At 64.1% G+C, this 26,536-nt stretch carries 21 protein-coding genes; 12 read left to right on the top strand and 9 right to left on the bottom strand.

Annotated elements, in window-relative coordinates; translation table 11 throughout:
- Positions 1-129 precede the first annotated feature (129 nt).
- Complete coding sequence (locus ACSQ84_RS25245) at positions 130-1,467, top strand: GGDEF domain-containing protein (RefSeq protein ID WP_436214420.1); 1,338 nt, start codon at positions 130-132, stop codon at positions 1,465-1,467.
- A 144-nt stretch (positions 1,468-1,611) separates the two neighbouring features.
- Here ACSQ84_RS25245 and ACSQ84_RS25240 read toward each other — a convergent pair whose 3' ends face one another.
- The gene (locus tag ACSQ84_RS25240) at positions 1,612-2,799 is read right to left on the bottom strand and encodes a DNA topoisomerase IB (protein ID WP_436214419.1); all 1,188 of its coding nucleotides are present in this window, start codon (positions 2,797-2,799) and stop codon (positions 1,612-1,614) included.
- A gap of 382 nt (positions 2,800-3,181) precedes the next feature.
- On the opposite strand from ACSQ84_RS25240, the gene acs reads away from it, so the two are divergent.
- Positions 3,182-5,134: an acetate--CoA ligase gene (gene acs, locus ACSQ84_RS25235; RefSeq protein ID WP_436214418.1), complete on the top strand. Its 1,953-nt coding sequence runs from the start codon at positions 3,182-3,184 to the stop codon at positions 5,132-5,134.
- Between the two features lie 261 nt (positions 5,135-5,395).
- Here the strand turns inward: acs and ACSQ84_RS25230 are convergent, their stop codons facing one another.
- Both ACSQ84_RS25230 and ACSQ84_RS25225 read right to left on the bottom strand, forming a co-directional pair.
- Positions 5,396-6,883, bottom strand: coding sequence for a DUF6600 domain-containing protein (locus tag ACSQ84_RS25230; protein WP_436214417.1), 1,488 nt, complete (start codon positions 6,881-6,883; stop codon positions 5,396-5,398).
- Positions 6,884-6,896: 13 nt separating this feature from the next.
- Positions 6,897-7,727 (bottom strand): DUF6600 domain-containing protein, encoded by an 831-nt coding sequence (locus ACSQ84_RS25225; protein WP_436214416.1) that lies wholly within the window; start codon positions 7,725-7,727, stop codon positions 6,897-6,899.
- Between the two features lie 434 nt (positions 7,728-8,161).
- Here ACSQ84_RS25225 and ACSQ84_RS25220 point away from each other — a divergent pair, with 434 nt between their 5' ends.
- Complete coding sequence (locus ACSQ84_RS25220; RefSeq protein WP_436214415.1) at positions 8,162-8,674, top strand: L,D-transpeptidase; 513 nt, start codon at positions 8,162-8,164, stop codon at positions 8,672-8,674.
- 146 nt (positions 8,675-8,820) lie between these two features.
- Here the strand turns inward: ACSQ84_RS25220 and ACSQ84_RS25215 are convergent, their stop codons facing one another.
- Positions 8,821-9,420, bottom strand: coding sequence for a thermonuclease family protein (locus ACSQ84_RS25215; protein ID WP_436214414.1), 600 nt, complete (start codon positions 9,418-9,420; stop codon positions 8,821-8,823).
- 44 nt (positions 9,421-9,464) lie between these two features.
- Positions 9,465-9,668 (bottom strand): DUF1674 domain-containing protein, encoded by a 204-nt coding sequence (locus ACSQ84_RS25210; RefSeq protein WP_436214413.1) that lies wholly within the window; start codon positions 9,666-9,668, stop codon positions 9,465-9,467.
- A gap of 231 nt (positions 9,669-9,899) precedes the next feature.
- Here ACSQ84_RS25210 and ACSQ84_RS25205 point away from each other — a divergent pair, with 231 nt between their 5' ends.
- The 3 genes from ACSQ84_RS25205 (at position 9,900) to purH (ending at position 14,925) form a co-directional block, all read left to right on the top strand.
- Positions 9,900-11,246 (top strand): RsmB/NOP family class I SAM-dependent RNA methyltransferase, encoded by a 1,347-nt coding sequence (locus ACSQ84_RS25205; RefSeq protein WP_436214412.1) that lies wholly within the window; start codon positions 9,900-9,902, stop codon positions 11,244-11,246.
- Positions 11,247-11,362: 116 nt separating this feature from the next.
- Entirely contained in the window at positions 11,363-13,117 is a 1,755-nt protein-coding gene (locus tag ACSQ84_RS25200) for a heparinase II/III family protein (RefSeq protein WP_436214411.1), read from the top strand.
- Positions 13,118-13,332: 215 nt separating this feature from the next.
- Complete coding sequence (gene purH / locus ACSQ84_RS25195) at positions 13,333-14,925, top strand: bifunctional phosphoribosylaminoimidazolecarboxamide formyltransferase/IMP cyclohydrolase (RefSeq protein WP_436214410.1); 1,593 nt, start codon at positions 13,333-13,335, stop codon at positions 14,923-14,925.
- Positions 14,926-15,057: 132 nt separating this feature from the next.
- On the opposite strand, the gene ACSQ84_RS25190 is transcribed toward purH, so the two are convergent.
- Positions 15,058-16,476 carry an MFS transporter gene (locus tag ACSQ84_RS25190; RefSeq protein ID WP_436214409.1) on the bottom strand — a complete coding sequence of 473 codons (1,419 nt, stop codon included), beginning with the start codon at positions 16,474-16,476 and terminating at the stop codon, positions 15,058-15,060.
- A 129-nt stretch (positions 16,477-16,605) separates the two neighbouring features.
- On the opposite strand from ACSQ84_RS25190, the gene ggt reads away from it, so the two are divergent.
- The 3 genes from ggt (at position 16,606) to ACSQ84_RS25175 (ending at position 20,801) form a co-directional block, all read left to right on the top strand.
- Positions 16,606-18,351, top strand: coding sequence for a gamma-glutamyltransferase (ggt, locus tag ACSQ84_RS25185; protein WP_436214408.1), 1,746 nt, complete (start codon positions 16,606-16,608; stop codon positions 18,349-18,351).
- A 137-nt stretch (positions 18,352-18,488) separates the two neighbouring features.
- Complete coding sequence (locus ACSQ84_RS25180; protein WP_436214407.1) at positions 18,489-19,385, top strand: SDR family oxidoreductase; 897 nt, start codon at positions 18,489-18,491, stop codon at positions 19,383-19,385.
- Positions 19,386-19,457: 72 nt separating this feature from the next.
- On the top strand, positions 19,458-20,801 hold the full coding sequence (locus ACSQ84_RS25175; RefSeq protein WP_436214406.1) for a serine hydrolase domain-containing protein: 1,344 nt from the start codon (positions 19,458-19,460) through the stop codon (positions 20,799-20,801).
- Positions 20,802-20,991: 190 nt separating this feature from the next.
- Here the strand turns inward: ACSQ84_RS25175 and ACSQ84_RS25170 are convergent, their stop codons facing one another.
- Complete coding sequence (locus tag ACSQ84_RS25170) at positions 20,992-21,657, bottom strand: glutathione S-transferase family protein (protein ID WP_436214405.1); 666 nt, start codon at positions 21,655-21,657, stop codon at positions 20,992-20,994.
- Positions 21,658-21,809: 152 nt separating this feature from the next.
- Here ACSQ84_RS25170 and ACSQ84_RS25165 point away from each other — a divergent pair, with 152 nt between their 5' ends.
- From ACSQ84_RS25165 to panE, 3 genes are all read left to right on the top strand, one after another.
- A complete protein-coding gene (locus ACSQ84_RS25165; RefSeq protein WP_436214404.1) occupies positions 21,810-22,418 on the top strand; it encodes a DUF2239 family protein in 609 nt (202 codons plus the stop codon).
- Positions 22,419-22,545: 127 nt separating this feature from the next.
- Positions 22,546-23,151: a 2-hydroxychromene-2-carboxylate isomerase gene (locus ACSQ84_RS25160; RefSeq protein WP_436214403.1), complete on the top strand. Its 606-nt coding sequence runs from the start codon at positions 22,546-22,548 to the stop codon at positions 23,149-23,151.
- Positions 23,152-23,283: 132 nt separating this feature from the next.
- Complete coding sequence (gene panE, locus ACSQ84_RS25155) at positions 23,284-24,204, top strand: 2-dehydropantoate 2-reductase (protein WP_436214402.1); 921 nt, start codon at positions 23,284-23,286, stop codon at positions 24,202-24,204.
- Between the two features lie 195 nt (positions 24,205-24,399).
- On the opposite strand, the gene ACSQ84_RS25150 is transcribed toward panE, so the two are convergent.
- Both ACSQ84_RS25150 and ACSQ84_RS25145 read right to left on the bottom strand, forming a co-directional pair.
- On the bottom strand, positions 24,400-24,951 hold the full coding sequence (locus ACSQ84_RS25150; RefSeq protein ID WP_436214401.1) for a c-type cytochrome: 552 nt from the start codon (positions 24,949-24,951) through the stop codon (positions 24,400-24,402).
- A 266-nt stretch (positions 24,952-25,217) separates the two neighbouring features.
- Entirely contained in the window at positions 25,218-26,480 is a 1,263-nt protein-coding gene (locus tag ACSQ84_RS25145) for a PQQ-dependent sugar dehydrogenase (protein WP_436214400.1), read from the bottom strand.
- Positions 26,481-26,536: the final 56 nt, after the last annotated feature.

Here is a 26,536-nt window from a genome sequence, read left to right as displayed (position 1 = left end):
TGGAGTAATATAATACCGTAATCGCCCCCGTCCCCGTATTACTCCCCGCGCCCTTTTGCAGGAGAAATTTAGCATTTGGGGCGCTTACTCCGGGCCGTGCGGCAAGCAAAGGGACGGGAGAACTACGCCTTGAGATCGGGTGCCAGCAGCCTGAACGCGACGTCGGTCGACGCGGCGGACGTGGTCGTGACGCCGGCGCTCGAAGCCGAGACCGAGCGACTGCTGTCACAGCGCACCCGCGACATCCATTTTTCGCCCGAGATGGTTCGCGCGTTTCGCCACAAAGAGTGGCCCCAGCGCAGCAAGATTGCGCGCGCCTGGATGATCTGGGTGGCGCTGATCAGCATGGCCTTCGTGCCGATCAGCTACCTTCTTGCGCCCGACTTCCTGCTGCTCACCATCCTTATCAGCGGGCTGCTGGTTCCGGCGATGCACGGCTGTGCCTATCTGGTGTGGCGCAAGCCTCGCAGCGCCGGCATCGAAGGCCTGACGATCGTGCTGCTGATGAGCAGCGTCATGATCGCTTACGGCGTCCTCGCCATCGCGGCCGGCGGCAGCAACTATGAGCGCTTCCTGATCTGCATCATGTACGTAACCACGATCGCGATCGTGGTTTTCAATATCGAGTATGCATGGTCGCTGGCCCTGATGGTCTGCTCCACCGTGATCTTCTTCGGCTTTGAGATTTTCAATCCCGCGATCGAACTCAAGGAAGCTGTCGGGACGTCGGTGTTTTACGCGATGGGAATCTATGCGGCGACGATCGCGCGGAAAACCCAGTCGATCCTTGGCAAAAAGGCGTTTCTGCTAGCCTTGCGCAACGAGTATCGCAGCGACGCGCTGAGGCGCGCCAACCGTCAGTTGGAAATGCTGGCGACGCGCGACCCGCTCACCGGGCTTGGCAACCGCCGTTCGGCGACCGACCTGATCGACCGGCTCTGGCGCGATCCGACCGTTCCGAAAGCCAGTATCGCCTTCATCATGGCCGATATCGACCTGTTCAAGCACTTGAACGATACCGCAGGCCACGCCGCCGGCGACGCGTGCATCAGGCGGGTGGCGGATACCATCGAGGAATCGGTCCGGTTGGGCGTAGATGCGGTGTTCCGCTATGGCGGCGAGGAATTCCTCGTCGTGCTCGCGCATGCCACACCCGACCTGGCCTGGACCATCGCGCAGCGCATCCGCAGCACGGTGGAAGAGCTCGGCATCGTCAATCCCGGAATCCATTCCGCGAGCGATTCTTCCAGCGTGGTGACGATCAGCCTCGGCGTCGCGTTCGCGCATGAAGGCGCCGCCCCGGAGATGGTCGCCAAATGGGCTGACGACGCGCTCTACGACGCCAAGCGCGGCGGAAGGAATATTGTGTTTCTGTCGAACGCGCATGCGACCGGCGAAAGTGCGCGTGACGCTCAGGCCGTCGGCGCGGATGAACGGAAGATAGCTTCCAAGATGGGCCGTCAGTAATCAACAGTCCTCATCCCCGGATAAGCGCTTTGCGCTTACCGAGGGAGCGGCCCCTTGGCCGCGTCTCGAAGGATGGCCGCAGGCACCGTCGGTGGCCTCATGGTTCGAGACGGCGCAAGAGCGCCTCCTCAGCATGAGGGACTATTACGCGGCAGCCGCCGCCGTCACCACTTGCGCCAGCAGCGCTTCGCGCTTCGACTGCGAGCGGTAGCCCTTCATCGTCGCGGCAAAACGCTCGAGGATGCCGTCCTCGAAGGCGGTGACGATGGTGTCGTGGACGTAGCTCTTGCGGCAGATCGCCGGCGTGTTCGACAGTTCGTCGGCGGCGGCCCGAACCGCCTCCAGCACCTGTTTCTTGCGGCCGCGGGCGCTGGCCGCCGGAGAAATCCGCGACAGCGACTCCAGCACCACGGCCGACGCCATCAGGGTACGAAAATCCTTCAGCGAAATCTTGATGCCGGCGATCTCGCGCAGGAACCCATTCACCGTCGTGGTCGAGACGGTGCGAACGGTGCCGGAATTGTCGCGGTACTGGAACATGCGCTTGCCCGGCACGCCGCGCAGGATGCCGATCGCGCGGACCAGCTTGGCCGCGTCGCATTCCTTGCGCACGGCTTTGCCGCCCTTGGCCTTGAAGGTCAGGACCAGAGTGTCGTCTTCCAGGGTGACGTTGGACTTCAGCAGCGTGGTGGCGCCGCGGGTGCCGTTCAGCCGCGCGTAGGATTCGTTGCCGGGCCGGATCGCGGTGCGCGCGATCAGCTCGATGACAGCCGAGAGCGCGAACTCGCGCGTCGGCGCATCGCCGGACAGATGCATCGAGACGTTACGCCGGATTTTTGGCAATGCCGCAACCAGGCGCGCCAGGCGATGGGCCTTGCGGTGCTCGCGGACCTTTTCCCAATCGGCGTGGTAGCGGTATTGCAGCCGGCCGGCGGCATCGACGCCGACGGCCTGCAGATGCGAGGTCGGATCGGGCGAATAACGCACTTGCTGATAGGCCGGCGGCACCGCCATCGAATTCAGGCGACGAATCGTGCCGGCGTGACGGACCGCCGTGCCGTTGGCACGAACAAATGAATAGGTCTTGCCGCGCTTGATGCGACGGATGGTCAATTCGTTCTGGTCGCCGAGCTTGAGGCCGAGTTCCTGCGCCAGCGATTCAACCGTAATCCTCGGCTCAAGCGTCTTGAGCAAAAGCTTGTGCTTTGGGGAAACGATTTTGGCGGGCGCCTTGAGCGGCACCTTGGGCAATTGGCCAAGCGCTTCCGCCAATGCGACGGCAGGATCAGCGGAACCGGGCCGCGTAGCCTCGAAATTCACCTGATCCATCATGGCCGTCGTTGTCCTGCTCCGCCTGTTCTGTCCGGTAATGCCGCTTGTTGTGGCTTGGTTCCGGCGGGGCCAGTCGCCCCGGAAGGGCCATTTAGGGGGTAACGAACCCCTTTGCGAGTCCGGATTCCACCGTTGTCGGTTATTAGATACCGGTCATGGGAGCCATTCGCGCGATAACGTTGATTTTCGGTCGGGTCAAAACGCGAAAGTGATGGCTGGACGGGCCGGTCCGAGGCGGGCGAAGGCGGGCGGAGGCGCGGGAACCGACCAAGGTCGCAGATGGTTCCGCCTTGTCCGGACCCCCTGCGACGCCTAATCATCTTAGCAATCAAGACGGCTTGCGGCCGCTTACGGGTAGGGCCCGCAATCAGTGGAGGGGAAGATGTCCGAGAAGATTTACGACGTGTCGGCGGATTGGGCCAAGCGCGCTTTCGTCGACGATGCCAAGTACCGCGAGATGTATGCGAGCTCGGTCGCCGACGCCAACGCCTTCTGGGCGGAACAGGGCAAGCGGATCGGCTGGATCAAACCGTTCCACAAGGTCGAGAACGCCTCCTTCGCCCCCGGTAACATTTCGATCAAATGGTTCGAGGACGGCGTCCTGAACGTCGCCTGGAACTGCATCGACCGGCATCTGGCCACGCGCGGCGACCAGACCGCGATCATCTGGGAAGGCGACGATCCCAACGAGTCCAAGCACATCACCTACCGCCAGCTGCACGACGAAGTCTGCAAGATGGCCAACATCCTGCGCACCAGGAATGTCGGGAAGGGCGACCGCGTCACCATCTACCTGCCGATGATCCCGGAAGCCGCCTATGCGATGCTGGCCTGCGCGCGGATCGGCGCCATTCATTCGGTGGTGTTCGGCGGTTTCTCGCCTGACAGCCTCGCCCAGCGCATCACCGATTGCCAGTCCAAGATCGTCATTACCGCCGACGAGGGCCTGCGCGGCGGCAAGAAGGTGCCGCTGAAGGCCAATGTCGATGCCGCGATTGCCAAGAGCGGCGGCGTCGACTGGGTCGTCGTGGTCAAGCGCACCGGCGGCGCGGTCGAGATGAACCCGACGCGCGACTTCTGGTATCACGAAGCCGCCGCGATGGTGACGACGGAATGCCCGTGCGAACCGATGCACGCGGAAGATCCGCTGTTCATCCTCTATACGTCCGGCTCCACCGGCCAGCCCAAGGGCGTGCTGCACACCTCGGGCGGCTATCTCGTCTTCGCGTCGATGACGCATCAATACGTGTTCGACTATCACGACGGCGACATTTACTGGTGCACCGCCGACGTCGGCTGGGTCACCGGCCACAGCTACATCCTCTATGGGCCGCTGGCCAACGGCGCCACCACGCTGATGTTCGAGGGCGTGCCGAACTATCCGGACAATTCGCGGTTCTGGAACGTCATCGACAAGCACAAGGTCAACATCTTCTACACCGCGCCGACCGCGATCCGGGCGCTGATGCAGGGCGGCGACGAGCCGGTGAAGAAGACCTCGCGCAAGAGTTTGCGTTTGCTCGGCTCGGTCGGCGAACCGATCAATCCGGAAGCCTGGGAGTGGTATTACCGCGTGGTCGGCGACGAGCGCTGCCCGATCGTCGATACCTGGTGGCAGACCGAGACCGGCGGCATCCTGATCACGCCGCTGCCGGGCGCGACCAAACTCAAGCCGGGCTCGGCGACGCGGCCGTTCTTCGGCGTGGTGCCCGAGATCGTCGATGCCGACGGCAAGGTGCTGGAGGGCGAGACCTCGGGCAATCTCTGCATCGCCAAATCCTGGCCGGGCATGATGCGCACGGTCTATGGCGACCACGCCCGGTTCGAGCAGACCTATTTCTCGACCTACAAGAACAAGTACTTCACCGGCGACGGCTGCCGCCGCGACGCCGACGGCTATTACTGGATCACCGGCCGCGTCGACGACGTCATCAACGTATCCGGCCATCGCATGGGCACCGCCGAGGTCGAAAGCTCGCTGGTGGCGCATGAGGCGGTCTCGGAAGCCGCCGTGGTCGGCTATCCCCACGACATCAAGGGCCAGGGCATCTACGCCTACGTGACGCTGATGAACGGCAAGGAGCCGACCGAAGCGCTGCGCAAGGAACTGGTGGCGTGGGTGCGCAAGGAAATCGGCCCGATCGCCTCGCCGGATCTGATCCAGTTCGCGCCGGGCCTGCCCAAGACCCGCTCCGGCAAGATCATGCGCCGCATCCTGCGCAAGATCGCCGAAGACGAACCGTCGAGCCTCGGCGATACCTCGACACTGGCCGATCCCGCCGTGGTCGTCGATCTCGTGCATAACCGGCAGAACAAGAAGGGCGCGGGGGCGTAGGGCGTGGCGAGTTGGGCTGAAGCGCCAACTCGCCTATCTCCGTCATCCCCGGGATGAACGCAATTGCGTTCACCCGTAGGTGCGCTCGGCGGCGCAACTGCGCCGCTGGCTTGCGCGCCTCGAAGGATAGACGGCCCGTGGCCATCCTTCGAGGCTCGCTTCGCTCGCTCCTCAGGATAACGTCTGTGGGGAGGCTTTCATGCTGCGGTCAATAAGAAGGGCTCCGGTCTATCCGGAGCCCTTCTGTTTCCTCTGCGACCCTCACCTTGTGAATATCTTCTTCTCCGGCACGGTGACCGGCAGCGGGCGGGGCGCGGTGATGTTCGACACCCGCGGCGCAGCGCCGACGGTCGTCTTGTTGAGGCCACCGCTTGGTGCCATGACCGCCGGATTGGGGTGCGGTCGCATCGGCGCTGAAGTGGTCGGCGGCAGACGGTTCGGCAGCTGCACCGGCTCCTTGATCCGCACATTGGGGTTGTGTCCGGGCTGACCACCGGTCGGTGGCGTTTGATGGCCCGCCGGCCGGCCGTCGCCGGTACCCGTAACCGGACCCAACACCGGCGGTTTGCCGCCCGCGCCGTGGGGCCGGTGGACGTGGAGGCAGCGCCGCAGCTCGATGCCGCTGAGATGGGCGCAGGGATTGTCGATCACCGGCGGCTTCGGCAGCGGATCGGGTCTCGTCGGAAAGACGCACAGATTACCAACCCGCACCATTCCCGGGCGGCAGAAGTCCGGCAACCGGCATACGCCATGATCCATGACCGTGCCGCGCGGGCATATCGGCGGCGGTGGGACCACAACGACCACAGGCGGAGCATGGTCGACCGGCTTGTCAGGACGCGGCAGCAACGGCGACACCGGGTTGTGGACCGGCAGCGGCTTCGGTGCGCCGCCCTGCTTTGGGCCTGCTTGCGGGCAGTCCGGGGCCATCGCGGGCATGACGGCGAGGTTGTTCCAGATGAAATTCCAATCGATCAAATTCTGCGCCAGAAACCAGGCCGGCCACGGCGAGAAGAAGATGTCGATGTCGATCCACGGGCCGACCACGTATCCCGGCAACACGATGACCGTGATGCCATACACAAGCCGGATGTCGGTGACGTAGGTCGTCTGCGTCAGCAGCACCGGAATCTGCTGCGGCGGCGCCGCGCCGTTGCAGCCTTGCGCAAACTTCTGCGTCTCGACAAATGTCCAGTGGGCGGCGCTGTTGAAGTCGGCGGCGGAAACCGTCTGCACGTCTTGGTCCGGCAGCTTCGGCGCCCAGCCGACCCATTCCGGCGACGTCCGCCAGACCACCCAACCCGGGCTGAACTCCGCACCTGGCGTCCATATCCATCCCATCTGGGCGTCCGACACCCAGCGTCCATAGTGATGCACGATCGCGCCCCACGGCGTCTTGTCGTCGTAATACCAGCCATATTTGCGGGTGTTGACCCAGTTGCAGGGCGGATACGGACGCCATCCCTGCGGCGTCACTGTGGGAATCCACACCTCTCCGTATTTGGCGTGCTGGACGAAGCGGCCGTATGGCGTGAGCACGCCGCGAACATCGTCCTGCACCTTCGCAATGCTTTGCTGCGGCACGACGTTGGCAGAGTCTTGAGCAGATTCTTGGGCAGAGTTCTGCGCAGGCCCTTGCGCGAACGCTGATGGCGTCGATGCGGAGAACACGAGGGCGGCTAGCCCTGCGGCGAATATCGCCGTGAGCATCGTTCTGGTGTCGATCGAGATTTTCCGGGCAATGGTCATGATGATCGCTCCCTCACTTCGCGTTCGAGGGCGCGCAGACCTGCGCGACATTGTTCAACGTCTTTTGCCACACGAAATTGGAGTTCTTCATCATCTGGACCATGAACCAGGCCGGCCATGGCTCGAAGCCGATATGCACATGGACGAACGGCCCGATCAGATAAGGCGGCAGCACGATGACGACGATGCCGTCGACGAATTCCACCGCGGTGATCCATTTGGTCTGGCGCAGCAGCACCGGAATGCGTTCGACCGGAGCGGTCTGCGCCGCGTTGCAACCCGCGTTGAACTTCGCGGTCTCGACGAAAATCCACTGATCGCTGTTGTCGAACTGATCGGACGAAATGGTCTGCAAAGCCTGGTCCGGCGGCATCGGCGCCCAGCCCGTCCATTCGGGGCTCGACCGCCACACCACCCATCCGGGACTGAATTCCGAACCGGGATCCCAGGCCCAACCGATCTGCTGATCCCAGAACCAGCGGCCATAATGATGCACGATCTGGCCCCACGGCGTCTTGTCGTCGTAGTACCAGCCGTACTGCCTTGTCTTCACCCATTGGCAGGGCGGATAGGGATGCCAACCTTGCGGCGTGACCGTCGGCACCCACACCTCGCCAAAGCGAGCGTGCTGCACGAAACGTCCATACTGCGACAACACGGTGCGGACTTCTGCCTGCACCGGTTCGTCGCGAACGGCCTCCCTGATGTCGTTGGAGGGTTGCGCCACGGCGCTTGCCGAAAACGCGAACAGGCTCAGCAGCAATGCGGCCAGCATCGCTGCGAGGCGACCGCCACCGGCGCGAACGCCTCGGCGCAGCAAAACAATCTCGGCGAATGCGCGCATGAAACGAACTCCTGCACCCCAGAATGGGCCAACAGTCAGTAGCCGCGTCGTCACGGCGTCGCGTTCGGGCTATCCGGTTTAATTTTTCGTCATGTTCGGGGGCCGATACCGTCGGGCAGCCTGTTGTCGCGCCTTTGGGCACTTCCCCGCCGCCCGGACCTTGGCGGCCTCACCCAAGCGTCAGAGCGGCGGCCGCTCGCCGGGGGCGTTTCCTGACGAGTGTTGTTTTCAAGTCATTTACTTTGTTTCGAACATTTCCTTTGGTGCTCCCTTCGAAACGGGTCTGACGGCCGGGCTGGAAACGATCCGGTTAAGACACGCGGTTAAAAATACGTGGGCGAGACGGCAAACCGGCATTTCCCTTGGTTTTTCCCTGGGAGGTTTGCGTAAGTATTTGAGGAGCCCCTGACGGGGCGAGCGGGCGGGAGAAATTGATGTCGATGAGGATTGCGGTGGCTCTGGCCGCCACCATCGGGGTGGGCGTTTTGATGTCGTCGGCGGCCGAGGCGCGGCCGGAAATGGTCGGGGTCCGCGGCGATTACACGCCGGGTACCATCGTGGTGAAGACCAACGAGCGCCGGCTTTATCTCATTCTCGAACAGGGCCGCGCCATGCGCTATCCGGTCGGCGTCGGCCGCGCCGGCAAGCAATGGGCCGGCACCACCCGCATCGACGGCAAGTATCAAAACCCGGCCTGGTCACCGCCTGCCGAGGTGAAGCGCGACCGGCCGAACATGCCCAACGTCATTCCCGGCGGCTCGCCGAGCAACCCGATGGGCGTCGCGGCAATGACGCTGGCCGGCGGCGAATACGCCATCCACGGCACCAACGCGCCGGGCTCGGTCGGCGGTTTTGTCTCGTATGGCTGCATCCGCATGCTCAACGCCGATATCACTGATTTGTACCAGCGGGTTTCGGTCGGCACGCAAGTGACGGTCACGCGCTGATTTCAGTCTCCGTCATTCCGGGGCGATGCGTAGCATCGAACCTCAGATGTGCAATTGCACATCGGGGAATCTCGAGATTCCGGGTTCGCTTCGCGCCCCGGAATGACAAGCAGGATAAAAAGAGCCGCGCAACCGCGCGGCTCTTTTTACTTGGCAGCGTCCGCGCACCAGCTATTGCGGTGGCCGCCGCCATAACTGCGCGCATGGCCGGCCGCGATCAGCGCGGTCGAAACGCTGGCGGTCTTTTTGGTCGCCACGTCAGCCACGACCCGGCCGCTATATTTGTCCGGCCCGATATTTGAGATCGTGACCGCGCCTTCGCCGAGCAAGCCGCGCAGCGCGTCGCTCGCCTTTTCGGCCATCTGCAATTCCTGCGGACAGGACGCCTTCAACTCCGGCGCATCGATGCCGCGCAGGCGGACCCGCGTGTTCAGATCGAGGCCGGGCTCCAGATGCACCCGCGCCTCGAACGTGTCGCCGTCGACGGTGCGGATTACATCGACGGGATGACGCACGTCGCGATTTCCAGCGCGCTTCAAGATCGTCTCGGCGTCGCGTGCCGCCTGGCTGTCAGCCGTACGCGGAAACGGCCAGTGTACCCACTGCCGCACCGGCAGCATCGTCCCCGCAGCAACTCCGATCACGAATACCCATGGTAACGCGGCAGAGAACCAGCGCCGCCAAAGGCTCCTCGGAGCACGCCCACGGCGCGCCCTGTAAGTATTTATTCTCTCGTATGGGGACATATTCCCAAATCTGAGCTGAGTCGGCCTTCCGGGGCCATTAGGCCTCAGAAATCTGAAGCAATCCCTTTGCGCTCCCAGTCGCCGTACCGGGTCGGCTCCGGGCCTTTCGGACCCTGAAGCTCCTTCTGTGCCGGCGTCGCGTTGGCCTCTGCCGCTTTACGGCGTTCCTCGGCCTCGGCGAGCGCGCGTTGGGCGGCCGGTGTCAACGGCTTGCGTGGTGCGGACGGTGATGAGGGATCGTCGGTCATGACAAACTTCCGGCAAAACTTTCCTGCGGCCGATCTCGTAGCACAGGGATGAACGCAGCGCTGGCATCACAATCGTGAAATCCAGTCCTGAAATCGACCGTGCGATTCTTACATTTGGCATATTCGCATGCCAAACGAGTTTTTCATTTCCAAGTTCTTCGCTTCCAAGTTCTTGGCTTCAATGGCATGCGCCGAAACCCTGTTCAGCACCTTCCGAGACATTCCTTCGCCATGCCACCTTCAAGATTTGCAGTTCCTGCCGAAGTTCCCGGTCTCGCGGCGCGGCGCATCGCGGCCGACATTCTCGACGGCGTGCTGCACAAGCACCGCACCCTCGACGAGCAACTCGACGGCGCCGGCGCCCATCCCGGATTGAAATCGCTCGCCGATCGCGATCGCGCGCTGATGCGCCGGCTGGTCGCCACGATCCTGCGGCGGCTCGGCACGCTCGGTCATTTGCTGTCGCGCCTGCTCGATCGCGGCGTTCCAACCGACGCGCCGCGCGCGCAAAGCGCGCTTCTGATCGGCGCTGCGCAAATCCTCTGGATGGACGTGCCCGATCATGCCGCCGTCGACCTGTCGGTGCGGCTGGTGCAATCCGACCGACGCGCCGCGAAATATGCCGGCCTCGTCAATGCCGTGCTGCGCCGTTGCGCGCGCGAAGGCCAGCCGCTGATCGATGAGGTCAAGGCGCAGACGCTGGACATTCCGGCGTGGCTGTCGGCGCGCTGGGCCGCAGCCTACGGTGAAACCACGGCGCGGCAGATGGCGCTCGCGATCGGCCATGAACCCTCGCTCGACATCACCGTGAAGTCGGACGCGCCGCAATGGGCGACGCGCCTGCACGGCGAAACCCTCGCGACAGGGACCGTGCGCACGCTGTTGCAGGGTTCCGTGACGATGCTGCCCGGCTTCACCGAGGGGCAATGGTGGGTACAGGACGCCGCCGCCGCGCTGCCGGCGCGGCTGTTCGGCGACATCAAGGATAAGGCCATCGTCGATCTCTGCGCCGCGCCCGGCGGCAAGACCGCGCAGCTTGCGCACGCCGGCGCGCGCGTCACCGCGGTCGATCGTTCGGCGCCGCGGATGGCGCGGTTGCGCGACAATCTTTCGCGGCTATCGTTGCAGGCCACTGAGGTTGTGGCCGATGGCGCCGAATGGCCCGGCGGCGACGGCACCTTCGACGGCGTGCTGGTGGACGCGCCCTGCACGTCGACCGGCACCATCCGCCGTCATCCCGACGTGGCCTGGCTGCGCCAGGAAGCCGACATCGCCGCGCTGTCGGCGCTGCAGATCCGGTTGCTGAAAAAGGCTGTCGCGTTGCTCAAGCCGGGCGGGACGCTGGTCTATTGCACCTGTTCGCTGGAACCGGAAGAGGGCGAGCAGGCCGTCGCGGCGCTGCTGGCGACCGAATCAGGCGTGCGCCGCGCGCCGGTGGACGCCGGCGAAGTCGCGGGCCTGGCCGAGATCATCACCGCCGATGGCGATTTGCGCACCCTGCCCTGCCATCTGCCCCACGACGACCCGCGGCTAGGCGGACTGGACGGATTTTACGCCGCGCGGCTGGTTAAATCCTGATTTTGCACCGGAATTTCTCAACCCGCGCCTGATTCGCGCGCTTTCAAGATGGTGTCTTGGGCGCGTTTCCGGATTAAAAGGATTCGCCACAAGATCTCCTCCCATCAAGGTCAGGCGTGTCGGTCGCTCAACGCAGACGTATTACGACGCTGGTCGCGAGCCGCTTTGCGCGGAGCGTGATGGCGCGTGCGAGCGGCAGTACCGTGGGGCTGTCGCGGCTGTGGCCGGGCCGCGCCGACCGCCTGATCATCGCGCCGCACGATTTGCGCACCGCCGACGCCACCCGCGCCGCCGAAATCTATGCCGGCCGCTTCGTGTTCGCCGGCAAGATCGTGACCTGCCACGGCCGCTCGATCTTCGATCTCGAACCGCCGTCGGAAGATTGGGAAGTGGCGCTGCTCGGCTTCGGCTGGCTGCGCCATCTGCGCGCCGCCGATACCGCGCTGACCCGCGCCAACGCCCGCTCGCTGGTCGACGACTGGATTTCGAATCCGGGCCGCCGGCGGCCGCTCGAGCGCCGCGCCGACGTGCTGGCGCGCCGCGTCATCTCGCTGTTGTCGCAGGCGCCGCTGGTGCTCGGCGACACCGACGGCAAGTTCTATCGCAAATATCTGCGCGGGCTGGCCCGCGAGATCCGCTATCTGCGCTACACCATGCTCGACATCGCCGACGGCGTGCCGCGGGTGCAGGTCCTGATCGCGCTTTGCTACGCCTCGCTGTGCCTCGCCAACCAGGCCAAACATATCCGCTCCGCCAGCCGGCGGCTGTCCGACGAACTGGCGCGGCAGATCCTGCCCGACGGCGGGCACATCTCGCGCAACCCCGGCGCGCTGGTCGAATTGCTTAGCGACATGCTGCCGCTGCGCCAGACCTTTGCCGCGCGCAACATCGCGCCGCCGCCGGCGCTGCTCAACGCGATCGACCGCATGATGCCGATGCTGCGCTTCTTCCGCCATGGCGACGGCAGCTTTGCGCTGTTCAACGGCATGAGCAACGCGCCATCCGACCTGGTGGCGACGCTGCTGGCCTATGACGACACCCATGGCGTGCCGATGGCGCACATGCCGCATACCGGCTTCCAGCGCCTCGACGCCGGCACCACAACGGTGATCATGGACACCGGGCCGCCGCCGCCGCCGAATATCAGCCAGGACGCGCATGCCGGCTGCCTGGCGTTCGAATTATCCTCCGGGCCGAGCCGGATCGTCATCAATTGCGGGATGCCCTCGACCGGCCGCGACAATTGGCGGGCCTTTGCGCGCAGCACCGCGGCGCATTCGACGCTGACCTATCACGAGACGTCGTCGTGCCAGTTCGTCGAACTCTCGGCGATGAAGCGGCTGTTGCAGGGCGCGCCGGTGACCAGCGGCCCGGTCAATGTGGAGAGCTATCGCGAAGCGGTGGAGAACGGCGACCTCCTGACCACGTCGCATGACGGCTATCTGCCGCGATTTGGCGTCGTGCACCGCCGCGTCCTGATGATGGCGCCCGACGGCGCACGGCTCGACGGCGAGGACACGCTGTCGCCGGCACCCGGCTCGCGCATCAAGGGCAGCGGCACCGATTTTGCGTTGCGGTTTCACTTGCATCCGTCGGTGAAAGCAAGCCGGCTTTCCGACGCCCGCGGCGTCATGCTGGTGCTGCCCAACCGCGACGTCTGGACCTTCGAGGCGCTCGACGACAAGGTCGACCTCGAGGACAGCGTGTTCCTGGCCGGCAATGACGGCCCCCGCCGCACCGCCCAGATCGTGATCCGGCAGGATTCGCGGCAAGCCACCTCGATCCGCTGGAGCTTTGTGCGGTCCTCGACCTCGGCGGCGGCCACCAACGCAAGGCGCAACGCCAGACGCGAGCCGGAATTACCGTTGTAGGGGTATCTACCACCGTCATTGCGAGCGCCGCGAAGCAATCCACGGAGCCGCAAAGGAAGTATGGATTGCTTCGCTGCGCTCGCAATGACGAGGAAGCAGGCAGGATTATTGGCATGCCAGTATCCCCTGCAATTTCCCGAATCCCGGCTTCGGTCGCGGTTTCATGACCGGCAAAACCATGCTACCGGGCTGGCTTACCAGCCAGGAAACCTACCATGACCGACCATCCGCGCCGTGTAACCCGCGCCCTGTTGTCCGTTTCCGACAAAACGGGCCTGATTGAATTCGCCCGCGCGCTGGCCGGCCACGGCGTCGACCTCGTCTCCACCGGCGGCACGGCAAAAGCGATCGCGGCCGCGGGATTGAAGGTCAGCGACGTTTCCGAGCTCACGGGATTTCCCGAGATGATGGACGGCCGGGTAAAGACGCTGCATCCGAAGGTGCATGGCGGCCTGCTCGCGATCCGCGACAACAAGGAACACACTGATGCGATGAAGGCGCACGGCATCGCGCCGATCGATCTGCTGGTGGTCAACCTCTATCCGTTCGAGGCGACCGTCGACAAGGGCGCCGGATACGAGGACTGCATCGAGAACATCGACATCGGCGGCCCCGCGATGATCCGCGCCGCGGCGAAGAATCATGACGACGTCGCCGTCGTGGTCGAAGCCTCCGATTATCAGGCCGTGCTCGATGAACTCGCCGCCAACAACGGCGCGACCACATTGAAGTTACGCCGCCGCCTCGCCGCAAAAGCCTATGCCCGCACCGCCGCCTACGACGCCGCGATCTCGAACTGGTTTGCGCTTCAACTGAATGACGACGCGCCGGATTTCCGCGCCTTCGGCGGCCGGCTGATTCAGTCGCTGCGCTACGGCGAGAACCCGCACCAGACCGCAGCGTTCTATGCGACGCCCGACAAGCGCCCCGGCGTATCGACCTTGCGCCAGCTCCAGGGCAAGGAGCTGTCGTACAACAACATCAACGATACCGATGCGGCCTTTGAATGCGTGGCCGAGTTCGACCCGAAGCGTACCGCGGCCTGCGTCATCGTCAAGCACGCCAATCCCTGCGGCGTCGCCGAAGGCGCCGACCTGCTCGGTGCTTACAAGAAGGCGCTGGCCTGCGATTCCACCTCCGCCTTCGGCGGCATCGTCGCGGTCAACCGCACGCTCGACGCCGAAGCTGCACGCGCGATCACCGAAATCTTCACCGAGGTCATCATCGCACCCGACGCTACCGAAGAAGCCATTGCTGTCGTCGCCGCAAAGAAGAATCTGCGGCTATTGCTGGTCGGCCGACTGCCCGATCCGCGCAAGCCAGGCCTTACCGCCAAAACGGTCGCCGGCGGCCTGTTGGTGCAAAGCCGCGACAACGCCGTGATCGAGGACATGGCGCTGAAGGTCGCGACCAGGCGCGCGCCGTCGGACGCCGAACTGCGCGATCTCAAATTCGCCTTCCGCGTCGCCAAGCACGTCAAGTCGAACACGATTATCTACGCAAAGGATCTCGCCACCGTCGGCATCGGCGCGGGGCAGATGAGCCGGGTGGATTCGGCGCGCATCGCTGCGCGCAAGGCGCTGGATGCCGCCGCGGAAATGAAGCTCGCCGAGCCGCTGACCAAGGGCTCCGTGGTGGCGTCAGATGCGTTCTTCCCGTTCGCCGATGGCATGCTGGCCTGTATCGAAGCCGGTGCTACCGCGGTGATCCAGCCTGGCGGCTCGATGCGCGACGACGAAGTGATCAAGGCCGCCGACGATCACGGCATCGCCATGGTGTTCACCGGCGTGCGGCATTTCCGGCATTAGTCGCTGTCGCCCCGGCCTTGAGCCGGGGCCCATACACCGCGGCCTCTCGATTTTGAGCGGTCGGAGTTGATACTTCGCAAGCAAAAACAGCTGTGGCTATGGGTCCCCCGATGCGCAATTGCGCGTCTGAGCTCAAGGCCGGGACGACGTGTTGAGGGAGACGGGCGACTCCCTCACCCGCCACAACAGCGCCAGTCCCGCGACGAAAAACACCACCAGCAGCGCCATACCGGCCTTCTGGCTTGCGGTCACGGCCGTGACGATCCCGATCAAGAGCGGGCCGACGAACGAGGTGACCTTTCCGGTCAGCGCGAACAGCCCAAAGCATTGCGCGATGCGATCTTGCGGCGCGAGACGAATGAGGAGCGTGCGCGACGCCGCCTGCAGCGGACCGCCGGCGCCGCCGATCAGGCATCCGAGGATGAGATAGGCGCGCTCGGCGGCGCCCGAGAACAGCGGCCCGCCAGGCACCGGCGGGTCGACCTTCACAAACAGGATCGAATCCTTGTCGACCAGCAGGATGGCGGCGAGCGCCAGCAGCAGCACCAGCAGGCTGGTCGCGATCACGCGCTTCGGCCCCAGCCGGTCGTCGAGCTTGCCGCCGAGCCACGCCCCGAACACGCCGGCGATCGCCGCGACAATACCGAAGGTGCCGATCTGGATCGTGTGCCAGCCGAAGGTGCCGGCCGCATAGATGCCACCGAAGGCAAACAGCGACACCAGGCCATCGGTATAGATCATGTTGGCGAGCAAAAATGTCGCCAGCGATTTGCGCTTCGGCAACTCGCTGAGCGTTTGCTTGAGCTCGGTCAAGCCTTCGCGCAACGCCGCGCGCACCGGAAGTTTTGCCGGATAATCCGGCGTCAGCAAGAACATCGGCAGCGCGAACAGGATGAACCAGAGCGCCGTTAGCGGCCCGGTGATGCGGTCGCCCGCATGCGTCACCGGATCGAGGCCGAACAGCGGCATGAAGCCGAACAACGTGCGTCCGGTCTGCGGGTTGGCGGCAAGAAAACCGAGCACCAGGATCAGGCTGAGGATGCCGCCGACATAGCCGGTGGCCCAGCCGGTGCCGGACAGCCGTCCGATCCTGTCCGGCGGCACCAAGGTGGGCATCATCGCGTTGTTGAAGACGGTGGCGAACTCGACGCCGACGCTCGCGATCGCATAACAAAGCAGCAGCGTCGGGATGATGCTGGGATCGCCGGGCTTGCCGAACCACATCAGGCTCGAGCCGATTACCAGGAGCAGGCCAAATCCCGCGATCCACGGCTTGCGGCGACCGCTGGCGTCGGCAATCGCACCCAATATCGGCGACATCAGCGCAATCATCAGCCCGGCGGCCGCGGTGGCAAATCCCCACAGCGCCTGCCCGGTCGCCGGATTCGGCGCGACGAAGCCTGCGAAATACGGCGCAAACACGAAGGTCGTGATCAGCGTGAAATAGGGCTGGGCCGCCCAATCGAAGAAGATCCAGCTGACGACAGCGGCGCGAGGTGGATATTTCTTCGGGATATCAGCGCCAGCCGCCGCAGGTGTCATCGCCGTCATAGCCAGGAATTTCCTTGATCGATCACAATAAGGCGTTTTGCCCGTCGAATCCGAACCCATATAGCATGCGACGATCATGCTTGTGCGGTTGCCAGGCGTCACACACGGCTCTAACTGCGGCGGATTTGGATGACTTTCTGCTCGAATAGTTGGCGCAAGGCATTCGTGGCCGCTGCGCTTGTCGTCGTATACAGCGCAACGGGCATCGCGCAGGAGCGCCGCCTCTATACGCCGCCGGACCTTTCCACGGTCCGTGCCGTGTCCGCCCAACACGGCATGGTGGTGGCGCAGGAAAAACTCGCAGCCCGCGTTGGCGCCGACATCCTGCGGCAGGGCGGCAATGCAATCGATGCCGCGGTCGCAACCGGCTTTGCGCTGGCCGTGACCTATCCGCGTGCCGGGAATATCGGCGGCGGCGGCTTCATGGTGATTCATTCCGCCGAGCGCAACGAGGATATCGCGATCGATTATCGCGAGACCGCGCCATCGGCTGCCACGCGCGACATGTATCTCGGCGCCGACGGCAAGCCCGACACCGACAAATCGCGCAATTCCGCGCTCGGCATCGGCGTGCCCGGCAGCGTGGCGGGCCTGGCGCTGGCGCTGGAAAAGTACGGCTCCGGCAAATTCACCCTGGCACAGATCATCAAACCGTCAATTGATCTGGCGCGCGACGGTTTTATTGTCGCCGACGACATGGCCGACACGCTGTCCGATATGTACCGCCGGATGGCGCGCTGGCCGAATTCCGCCAAGTCTTTCTCGCAAGCGGACGGCTCGCCTTTGCGTGACGGCGACCGGCTGATCCAGGCTGATCTCGCCGCCACGCTGACCGCAATCGCCGAGCAGGGCCCGCGCGGCTTCTATGACGGACCGGTCGCCGCGAAACTGGCGAAGGCGGTCAGCGACGCCGGCGGTATCATGACGCCGGACGATCTGAAATCGTACCAGGCGCTGATCCGTGCGCCGGTGCGCGGCAATTATCGCGGCTACGACATCGTCTCGATGCCGCTGCCGTCGTCCGGCGGCACCGTGTTGCTGGAAACGCTGAACATCCTCGAAGGCTTTCCGATCTCCGACATGAAGCAGGGCTCAGCCCCCTCGCTGCATGTCATGATCGAGGCGATGAAGCGCGCATATGCCGACCGCGCCCGCTATCTCGGCGATCCGGATTTCGTCAACGCGCCGATGCAGGTCCTGCTCGCCAAGGATTACGCCGCGCGGCAACGCGCCAGCATCGATCCCGACCGCGCAACGCCGTCGGCCGATGTGGTGAAGATTGCGCCACAACGCGAAGGCAGCAACACCACGCATTATTCGGTGGTCGATGCCCGCGGCAACGCCGTCAGCAATACTTACACGCTGAATTTCCCCTATGGCGTCGGGCTGGTCGCCGACGGCACCGGCGTACTGCTCAACAACGAGCTCGACGATTTCACCGCCGCACCCGGCGCTTCCAACGCCTTCGGGCTGGTGGGATTCGAGGCCAATCTGCCTGGCCCCGGCAAGCGGCCGTTGTCCTCGATGTCGCCGACCATCGTGCTGAAGGACGGCAGGCCGGTGCTGGTGACGGGAACGCCGGGCGGCAGCCGCATCATCTCGGCGGTGCTGCAGGTTGTCGTGAACGCGCTTGATTACAAGATGGATGTCGCCGCCGCGGTGGCGGCGCCACGCGTGCATCATCAGTGGATGCCCGATGAAGTGCGGGCGGAACGCGGCTTTCCGCAGGAGACGCTCGACGCGCTGAAGGCCAGGGGGCATCACGTCATCGTGCCGCTTGGCCAGACCTCGGCCAATTCGATCGCGGTTACGCCAAGCGGCCTGCTCGGCGCGCCCGATCCGCGCACGCGCGGCGCGGAAGCGGCGGGGCAATAGATTTCAAGGTCGGGATTGCGGATTTGCACGACCACGCCATCGGCGTAGGATCGCTCTGTATCTCGGATACTGAAGTGTTTGCACCAAACGAAATTGCGTCCCTTACCTCCGCGCCCCTAACCTGGAGTCCTTCCATCATGACATCCCTCAAAGGCAAGACGCTGTTCGTATCCGGTGGCAGCCGGGGCATCGGGCTTGCGATTGCGCTGCGCGCTGCGCGTGACGGCGCCAACGTCGCGATCGCCGCCAAGACCGCGGAGCCGCACCCGAAACTCAAGGGCACGATTTACACCGCCGCCGACGAAGTGCGTGCGGCCGGCGGCAAGGCGTTGCCGGTGCTGTGCGATATCCGCGACGAGGCCCAGGTGATCGCGGCAATCGACAAGACCGTCGCCGAGTTCGGCGGCATCGACATCTGCGTCAACAATGCCAGCGCCATCAGCCTGACCAATTCGCAGATGACCGACATGAAGCGTTTCGACCTGATGATGGGCATCAATACCCGAGGCACCTTCCTGGTATCGAAATATTGCATTCCGCACCTGAAGAAGGCCGCCAACCCGCACATCCTGATGCTGTCGCCGCCGCTCGACATGAAGACGAAATGGTTCGAGCATTCCACCGCCTATACAATGGCCAAATTCGGCATGAGCATGTGCGTGCTCGGGCTGTCAGGTGAATTGAAATCCGCGGGCGTCGCCGTCAACGCGCTGTGGCCGCGCACCACGATCGCGACCGCCGCGGTCGGCAATCTGCTCGGCGGCGACGCCATGATGCGCGCCAGCCGCACGCCCGAAATCATGGGCGATGCGGCCTACGTCATCTTCACCAAACCCTCGCGGGAATTCACTGGGCAGTTCTGCATCGACGACAAGGTGCTCTATGCCAGCGGCGTGCGCGACTTCGAGCCCTACCGCGTCGACAAATCCGTGGCTTTGATGTCGGACTTCTTCGTGCCCGATGACGACGTCCCGCCGCCTGGCGTCACGGTGCAGGCGCTGCCTTCGGTTGGCGCGGCGCAGCCGTCGCGCTAAACAACGCCTGCCCTTTGGCGGACTGCGGAGAATCGGGTGGGCTGGCGAAGTTGGACTGCTGTCGGGGTGCTGATGACCCTATTGGTGAGCGCCTGCGTCATCTACCGTCCCGATCGCGCCGTTCGCGTCGCCACCGGCGTGATCGCGCATAATGTCTGCTCAAAGACCTTCGTCTCTGGGCTCGATCCACAAACCGTGTTCTCGGAGACCGTCGCGCGCGACGGCCTGCGGCGCTTGCGCTGGCTGGTGCGATTCCAGGTCGATCGCGCGGCGCGGACGGTCGATGCGTCGGTAGCGGGTGTGTTGGGCAGCCGGGCGTTGTTTCACGAAGGGTTCGGCTGTGTACTGAAACACGCCAGAGAGCCCTACATCCCAAAGAGCGACGTGGACGCGCTGAAGATACCGAAGACGCCGCCACTGCTGGACGAAATTGCCGGCCCCGACGTCGTGGCGCCGGCCACTCCCGCGCTGAGGGCCGCGCTCGACCACGCCTTCGAGGAGCCGGCCGAGCCGCCGTTCCGGCGCACCAAGGCGGTGGTCGTGGTACATGACGGCAAGGTGATCGCCGAACGTTATGCCGCAGGCATTGCAGTCGATACGCCGCTGCTCGGCTTTTCCCTGACCAAGTCGGTGGTCAATGCCTTGATCGGCATCCTCACGCAACAAGGCCTCGTGACGCCGTCAATGCCGGCACCAATACCGGAATGGCGCGGCGATCTCAGGCGCGAGATCGAGGTCGAACACCTGCTGCGCATGACCACGGGGCTGGCGCTCGACGAAGCCAACAGCGGATTCGATCCGTCCAGCCAGATGATCTATCTGCAGGACGATATTGCCGGCGCGGCGGTCAACGCGGCGGTCGTGGCCCCGCCGGGCACGCGCTGGGCCTATTCCAGCCCGACGACGCAATTGTTGGCGCGGATCATCCGCGATGCCACGGGCGGTCCGGAGCAGAGCCTGGCGTTTGCATGGCGCGAATTGTTCAATCCTCTCGGCATGCGCAAGGTGACGCTCGAATTCGACGCGTCAGGCACGATGCAGGGATCGAGCTATATGCTGGCGAGCGCACGGGATTGGGCGCGGTTCGGACTGCTGTATCTCAATGACGGCATTGTCGGCGGCAAACGCCTGCTGCACGAGGACTGGGTGGATTTCTCGGCCGCGGCCACGCTCGACACCGACTATGGCGCCGGGTTCTGGACCAACCGCAGCGAGCATGAACGCGCCAAAGGACGCGTGCGGCTTGGGATTCCCCGCGACGCGTTCTTTGCCTCAGGCGATCTCGGCCAGCGCATTGTGATCATGCCGTCGCAACGCCTGGTGATCGTGCGCCTCGGCGACAGCGTGGATCCGACCGGCGATATCAGGGGGCTCGCGCGATTGGTGAAGGAAGTGATCGCGGCGGTGGCGCCTTGATTTCTTCCCCCTCTCCCGCTCTTGCGGGGGAGGGCGGGGTGGGGGTGTCGCCGCGGGTAACACTCTTCGATTGGAGAGAGCCCCCACCCGCCGCGCTCTGGCGCGCAATTGCGCTGCCGCGCGCGTCGACCTAAGAGCGAGCTTCGCTCGTCTCGACCCCCGCAAGAGCGGGAGAGGTTAAAAAGAACTGCTACCGCCCCACCACATACGGCCCGCCCTTCTCCAGCGCGCGGGCATAGGCCGGGCGGGCGTGGATGCGTTCGAGGAACGCCATTGCCCTGGGGTGTCCGACCTCCAGCCCGCCGCGCGCCGCGGCGGCTTCCAGCGGAAAGCTCATCTGGATGTCGGCGCCGGAGAATTCGCTGCCGGCGAACCATTCGGTTTTGGCCAGTTCGCCTTCCCAGTAATCCATGTGCTGCCTGAGCTGCGGATTGACCAGCGTGGTCAGCGCCGTATTGCTGACCTTGCGCACCAGCGGCCGCAACAGGGCCGGTGCGCGCTTCGGCATCAGCGTGAACAACAGCTTGAGCAGCAGCGGCGACATCGCCGAGCCCTCCGCATAGTGCAGCCAGTAGGTGTAGCGCAGCCGCTCCGGCGTATTCGGCGGCGGGATCAGTTTGCCATTGCCATAGGTGCCGATGATGTATTCGGCGATCGCGCCGGATTCCGCGATGGTGTTGCCGTCGTCGGTGATGACGGGCGATTTGCCGAGCGGGTGAATGGCGCGCAGCTCTGGCGGCGCCCGCATGTCGCCCTGGCGCTGATAGCGGACGATCTCGTAGGGCACGCTGAGTTCTTCGAGCAGCCACAGCACACGCTGCGAACGGGAATTGTTGAGATGATGCACCGTCAGCATGGCCGCTCCCCAAAATTTATCGCCGCGTTGGTGCCAGCCGGGCACGGGAAAGTCGAGATGGCCTGGAAGCGACGCGGGTATTTACCCGGATGATATTGACAATCAAATTTATCCGGGTAAATATAGACCTATCGAAAACCCGAGTTTCTCCAATGGCTGACACGTCCCGCCCCCACTTCACCGCCTTCATCGGCCCGCAACGCCTGGCGACGGGCCCGCTCGCAGAGGTCGCGATCGCGGTCATGCAGGCCTCCCGCAGGCCCGCCGCGCCGCCGATCATCATATTCAGCGACGCGACCGGCAGCCCGATCGATCTCGATCTGCGCGGGACCGAGCCCGACATCATTGCCCGCTTGCCGCAACCCGCTGCGCCTCCGGATGTCGAAACCGATGAGACGGCAGCGGGACCACGGGGACGAGGCCGCCCCAAGCTCGGCGTCGTCGCGCGCGAGGTGACGTTGTTGCCGCGCCATTGGGATTGGCTTGGCACGCAGCCTGGCGGCGCATCCGTGGCATTGCGCAAGCTGGTGGAACAAGCGCGCCGTGCCAATGGCGATGCGGATCGCGCCCGCGCAGCGAGGGATGCCGCCTATCGTTTCATGTCGGTGATGGCCGGCAATCTCGCCGGCTTCGAGGAAGCGTCGCGCGCGTTGTTCGCCGATGATCGGCGGCGCTTCGTCGGTCTCATCGCCGGCTGGCCCGACGATATCCGCGACCACGTCGTCGAGCTCGCCTTCAGCGATCGCGCCGAGCCGGCCTAGCCGCGACACCCTCGAACCCGCCGCAACGCTTCTGCGCAGATCAGGGTCCGCAATATTATGGCCATCATAATATTGTGGACCGGCATGGCTTGGGCCACAATATGGAAAGCATTCAGGGAGACCGCCGTTGAGTCCAAATCCGCAGTTCCTGTTCGATTTCGGCAGCCCCAACGCCTTCCTCAGCCATGAGGCGATCCCGGCGATCGAAAAGCGCACCGGCGCGAAATTCGAATATGTCCCGGTGCTGCTCGGCGGCATCTTCAAGGCCACCAACAACAGGTCGCCGGCCGAGACGCTTGCCGGCGTCAAGAACAAGCGCGAGTTCCTCGCGATCGAGACCGAACGCTTCATCAAGCGCTTTGGCGTCAAGCCGTATACCTGGAATCCGCACTTTCCCGTCAACACGCTGAACCTGATGCGCGCCGCGGTCGCCGCGCAGTTCGAGGGCGTGTTTGAAAGATATGTCGAGGCCGCGTTTCACCACATGTGGGTCGAGCCGAAAAAGATGGACGATCCGGAAGTCGCGGCGAAGGCGTTCACCGCTTCCGGCCTCGATGCAGCCAAGCTTCTGGCCCGCTCGCAGGATGTCAATGTGAAGGCAAAACTGATCGAGAACACGCAAAGCGCGGTCGAGCGCGGCGCGTTCGGCGCGCCGACGTTCTTTGTCGGCAACGAGATGTTCTTCGGCAAGGAGCAGTTGCGCGACGTCGAGGAGATGATTTCCCGGAAATGACGCATAGCGAAGCGCGTCTTGACCGGGACAACCCGGCCATCCACGTCTTCATTGCTGCCATCCGAATAAAGACGTGGTTGCTCGGATCAAGTCCGGGCATGACAAAGTGAATTCTGTACAGGAGACCAAACCATGCGCATTCTCGTGGTCGGCGCCGGCGCCATCGGCGGATATTTCGGCGGCAGGCTGCTGCAGGCCGGACGCGACGTGACGTTTCTGGTGCGGCCGAAACGCGCCGCAGAACTGGCCTCCGCCGGCCTCGTCATTAAAAGCCCTGCCGGCGATGTCACGCTGAAGAGCCCGCCGACGGTGCAGGCCGACAAGCTCCACGAAAAATTCGACGTTGTGCTGCTGAGTTGCAAGGCGTTCGACCTCGAGGATGCCATCAAATCGTTTGCGCCGGCGGTTGGACCGAATACCGCGATCATTCCGCTGCTCAACGGCATGCTGCATCTGAACGTGCTCGACAAACGATTTGGGCCCGAACGGGTTCTCGGCGGGCTGTGTGCGATTGCCGCGACGCTCAACGAGGCGCGCGAGGTGGTGCAGCTGGCGCCGATGCAGTCGCTCAATTTCGGCGAACGTGATGGCACGATGTCGGACCGCGTCCGCGCGATCTCGGAAATCTTCACCAGCGGCAATATTGGCGCTGCCGCCAGTGAACACATCATGCAGGACATGTGGGAGAAGTGGGTGTTCCTCGCCTCCCTCGCAGCCTCGACCTGCCTGATGCGCACGTCGGTCGGCAACATCCTGGCGGTGACCGGCGGCAAGGATTTTCTGCTCGGCATGCTCGATGAATGCAGCGCAGTCGCGACCGCGGAAGGCTTTGCGCCGGGCGGACCGTTCTTCCAGCGCACGCGTGGTCTGTTGACCGCCGAAGGTTCGCCGATGACGGCGTCGATGTTCCGCGACGTCAAGGCGGGCCTGCCGGTCGAGGCTGATCACGTCATCGGCGATCTCGTCGCCCGCGCCGATGCCGCGAAAATCCCGGTGCCGAAACTGCGCATCGCCTATACCCATCTCAAGGCCTATGAAAAGCAGCGGGAGTAATTGCTCTCGCGAGCGGGCGCGGTTCATATTGCGTCGTCCCGGACAAGCGAGCCCAGCGAGCGCGATCCGGGACCCATACCGCGTGATCTCGCTATTTTGCGCTGGAGCCAATCACCTCTCACTAACTCAAGCCTGTGGTTATGGGTCCCCCGATGCGCAATTGCGCATCTGTGCTCAAGGCCGGGACGACAGCAACTACAAATGCGCCAGATAATGCGCCAGCGCTTCGATCTCTTCTTCGCTGAGGGAATAGGCGACACTGGCCATCGCTGCCATCCCGCCGCCGGACCGCACGCCTGATTTGTAGTCGTGCAGCGCCTTCAAGAGATAATCCTGGCGCTGCCCGGCGACGCGGGCGACCGCCTTGGTGCCGGCGTAATCGTCGAGATGACACGACGCGCAACGCCGGCCCGCAGCCGCCTGCGCGCCTTTCTTCGACAGATCCGGATTGGCGTCGGGCGGCGCCTTCGGCGGCGCAAGCTGCGCGAAATAGGCGCCGAGATTGCGGATGTCCTCGTTGTCGAGCTGCTCGACGATCGGCTGCATCTGCTCGTTCTTGCGGGCACCGGCGCGGTAGAACACCAATTGCCACTGGATGAACATGTCCGGCTGCGCCGCCAGCGAAGGAATGTTCTCGATCTGCGAAATGCCGTTCTCGCCGTGACAGCCGGCGCACAGTTCGGCCTTCGCCTTGCCGGCGGCGATATCGGCGGCGTGCGCCGAGATCCCGGCGAGTGCGGATAACACGGCGCCACAAAATCCATTGAAAACGGATCGACAACGCATGATCGGCATTCCTATTCTCGGTCGTCATTCCCCGATGCGCAATTGCGCATCTGAGGGCGCGGGAAACGCGAACCCGGAATCCATAACCACGATAATGAGTATGGATTCCGGGCCTGCGCCAAGGGGCGCATCCCGGAATGACGGTTTGGGTATTCGACCGAAGTCCTCAAAACGCGAAGCTGCGGCCACTCGTTCCCGAGCAGCCGCAGCCTCCGATCACCCAAGCCTTACTTCTTCGCGTAGCTGATGCGATAGATCGCGCCGGCCCAGTCGTCGGCGATCAGCATCGAACCGTCCTTGGCCAGGATGATATCGGCTGGACGGCCGAGATAGCCCTGGTCGCCTTCGAGCCAGCCGTCGGCAAAGATTTCCGACTTGGGGTTCTTGCCGTCGGCATCGACGGTGACGCGCTTGATCCGGGCGCCCTGGTACTTGGCCCGATTCCAGGAGCCGTGTTCGGCGATGAAGATGTTGTTCTTGTACTCAGGCGGAAATTGATCGCCGGTGTAGAACTTCATGCCGAGCGGCGCCACATGCGCGCCGAGCTTGAGCACCGGCGGGGTGAATTCCGAGCACTTGTGTCCCATCGCGAATTTCGGGTCCGGCATGTCGCCCTGGTGACAATAGGGGTAGCCGAAATGCTCGCCGATCTTCGAGATCATGTTGAGCTTGTCGCTCGGCATGTCGTCGCTGATCCAGTCGCGGGCATTTTCCGTGAACCACAGCCGACCGGTGCGCGGATCGACGTCGCCGCCGACGCTGTTGCGGACGCCGAGCGCCCAGATTTCCGCGTTGCCGGTCTTGGGATCGACGCGGCGGATCTGCGAGACGCTGGTCGGCGGAATGCCGATGTTGAAGGGAGGTCCGAACGGCAGGTAGAACCAGCCTTCCTTGTCGACCGCGATATATTTCCAGCCATGCGCGGCGTAGGACGGCATGTCATCATACACCACCTTGCCGCTGCCGAGATTGTCGAGATTGGCTTCGGCGTTGTCGTAGCGGATCAGCTTGTCGACCGCGATGACGTAGAGCGCACCGTCAAGGAACGCGAGGCCGGTGGGCATGTTGAGGCCCTTGAGGATGGTCTTGACCTCTTTCTTGCCGCCATTGTCCTTGATCGCATAGACGTTGCCGAGGCCGAACGAGCCGACGAACAGCGTGCCCTTGTCGCCCCAGGCCATCTGCCGCGCCGCCAGCACGCCCGAGGCGTAGACCTCGATCTTGAAGCCTGCGGGCAGTTTGATCTTCGGAATCAATTTGGCGAGTTCGGCGTCCGTCGCGCCGGTCGGCGGGCCGGAAGGCGGCGCCTGACCCTTCTGCGCCTCGGTCTCGTCGCCGAGAAACCAGTCCGGCGGCGGGTTGGTCCAGAATTCCTTGGTGCCGGATTCATATTTTTTCAGCGCCTTCTGTTGCGCGTTGGCCTGGCCGGCCGCCGCGACAACGAGGATCGCCGTGAGCGCAAGAATGGATCGATTGAAAGCCGATTGCATCGCGTCACTCCCTATGCAGCCTTGATGTGCGGCTGCGCCTGTTATTATTTTGAGCG

It is taken from the genome of Bradyrhizobium sp. LjRoot220, from assembly GCF_964252915.1.
Classification (GTDB): Bacteria; Pseudomonadota; Alphaproteobacteria; order Rhizobiales; family Xanthobacteraceae; genus Bradyrhizobium.
Note: the sequence above shows the minus strand (reverse complement) of the source record. Positions and strands in the feature narration are given on the sequence as shown.

Coding starts and splice junctions, on each gene's coding strand:
- ACSQ84_RS25240 (WP_436214419.1), bottom strand. CDS start 2,799: ATGATGGATCAGGTGAATTTCGAGGCTACGCGGCCCGGTTCCGCTGAT.
- acs (WP_436214418.1), top strand. CDS start 3,182: ATGTCCGAGAAGATTTACGACGTGTCGGCGGATTGGGCCAAGCGCGCT.
- ACSQ84_RS25230 (WP_436214417.1), bottom strand. CDS start 6,883: ATGACCATTGCCCGGAAAATCTCGATCGACACCAGAACGATGCTCACG.
- ACSQ84_RS25225 (WP_436214416.1), bottom strand. CDS start 7,727: ATGCGCGCATTCGCCGAGATTGTTTTGCTGCGCCGAGGCGTTCGCGCC.
- ACSQ84_RS25220 (WP_436214415.1), top strand. CDS start 8,162: ATGTCGATGAGGATTGCGGTGGCTCTGGCCGCCACCATCGGGGTGGGC.
- ACSQ84_RS25215 (WP_436214414.1), bottom strand. CDS start 9,420: ATGTCCCCATACGAGAGAATAAATACTTACAGGGCGCGCCGTGGGCGT.
- ACSQ84_RS25210 (WP_436214413.1), bottom strand. CDS start 9,668: ATGACCGACGATCCCTCATCACCGTCCGCACCACGCAAGCCGTTGACA.
- ACSQ84_RS25205 (WP_436214412.1), top strand. CDS start 9,900: ATGCCACCTTCAAGATTTGCAGTTCCTGCCGAAGTTCCCGGTCTCGCG.
- purH (WP_436214410.1), top strand. CDS start 13,333: ATGACCGACCATCCGCGCCGTGTAACCCGCGCCCTGTTGTCCGTTTCC.
- ACSQ84_RS25190 (WP_436214409.1), bottom strand. CDS start 16,476: ATGACGGCGATGACACCTGCGGCGGCTGGCGCTGATATCCCGAAGAAA.
- ggt (WP_436214408.1), top strand. CDS start 16,606: ATGACTTTCTGCTCGAATAGTTGGCGCAAGGCATTCGTGGCCGCTGCG.
- ACSQ84_RS25180 (WP_436214407.1), top strand. CDS start 18,489: ATGACATCCCTCAAAGGCAAGACGCTGTTCGTATCCGGTGGCAGCCGG.
- ACSQ84_RS25175 (WP_436214406.1), top strand. CDS start 19,458: ATGACCCTATTGGTGAGCGCCTGCGTCATCTACCGTCCCGATCGCGCC.
- ACSQ84_RS25170 (WP_436214405.1), bottom strand. CDS start 21,657: ATGCTGACGGTGCATCATCTCAACAATTCCCGTTCGCAGCGTGTGCTG.
- ACSQ84_RS25165 (WP_436214404.1), top strand. CDS start 21,810: ATGGCTGACACGTCCCGCCCCCACTTCACCGCCTTCATCGGCCCGCAA.
- panE (WP_436214402.1), top strand. CDS start 23,284: ATGCGCATTCTCGTGGTCGGCGCCGGCGCCATCGGCGGATATTTCGGC.
- ACSQ84_RS25145 (WP_436214400.1), bottom strand. CDS start 26,480: ATGCAATCGGCTTTCAATCGATCCATTCTTGCGCTCACGGCGATCCTC.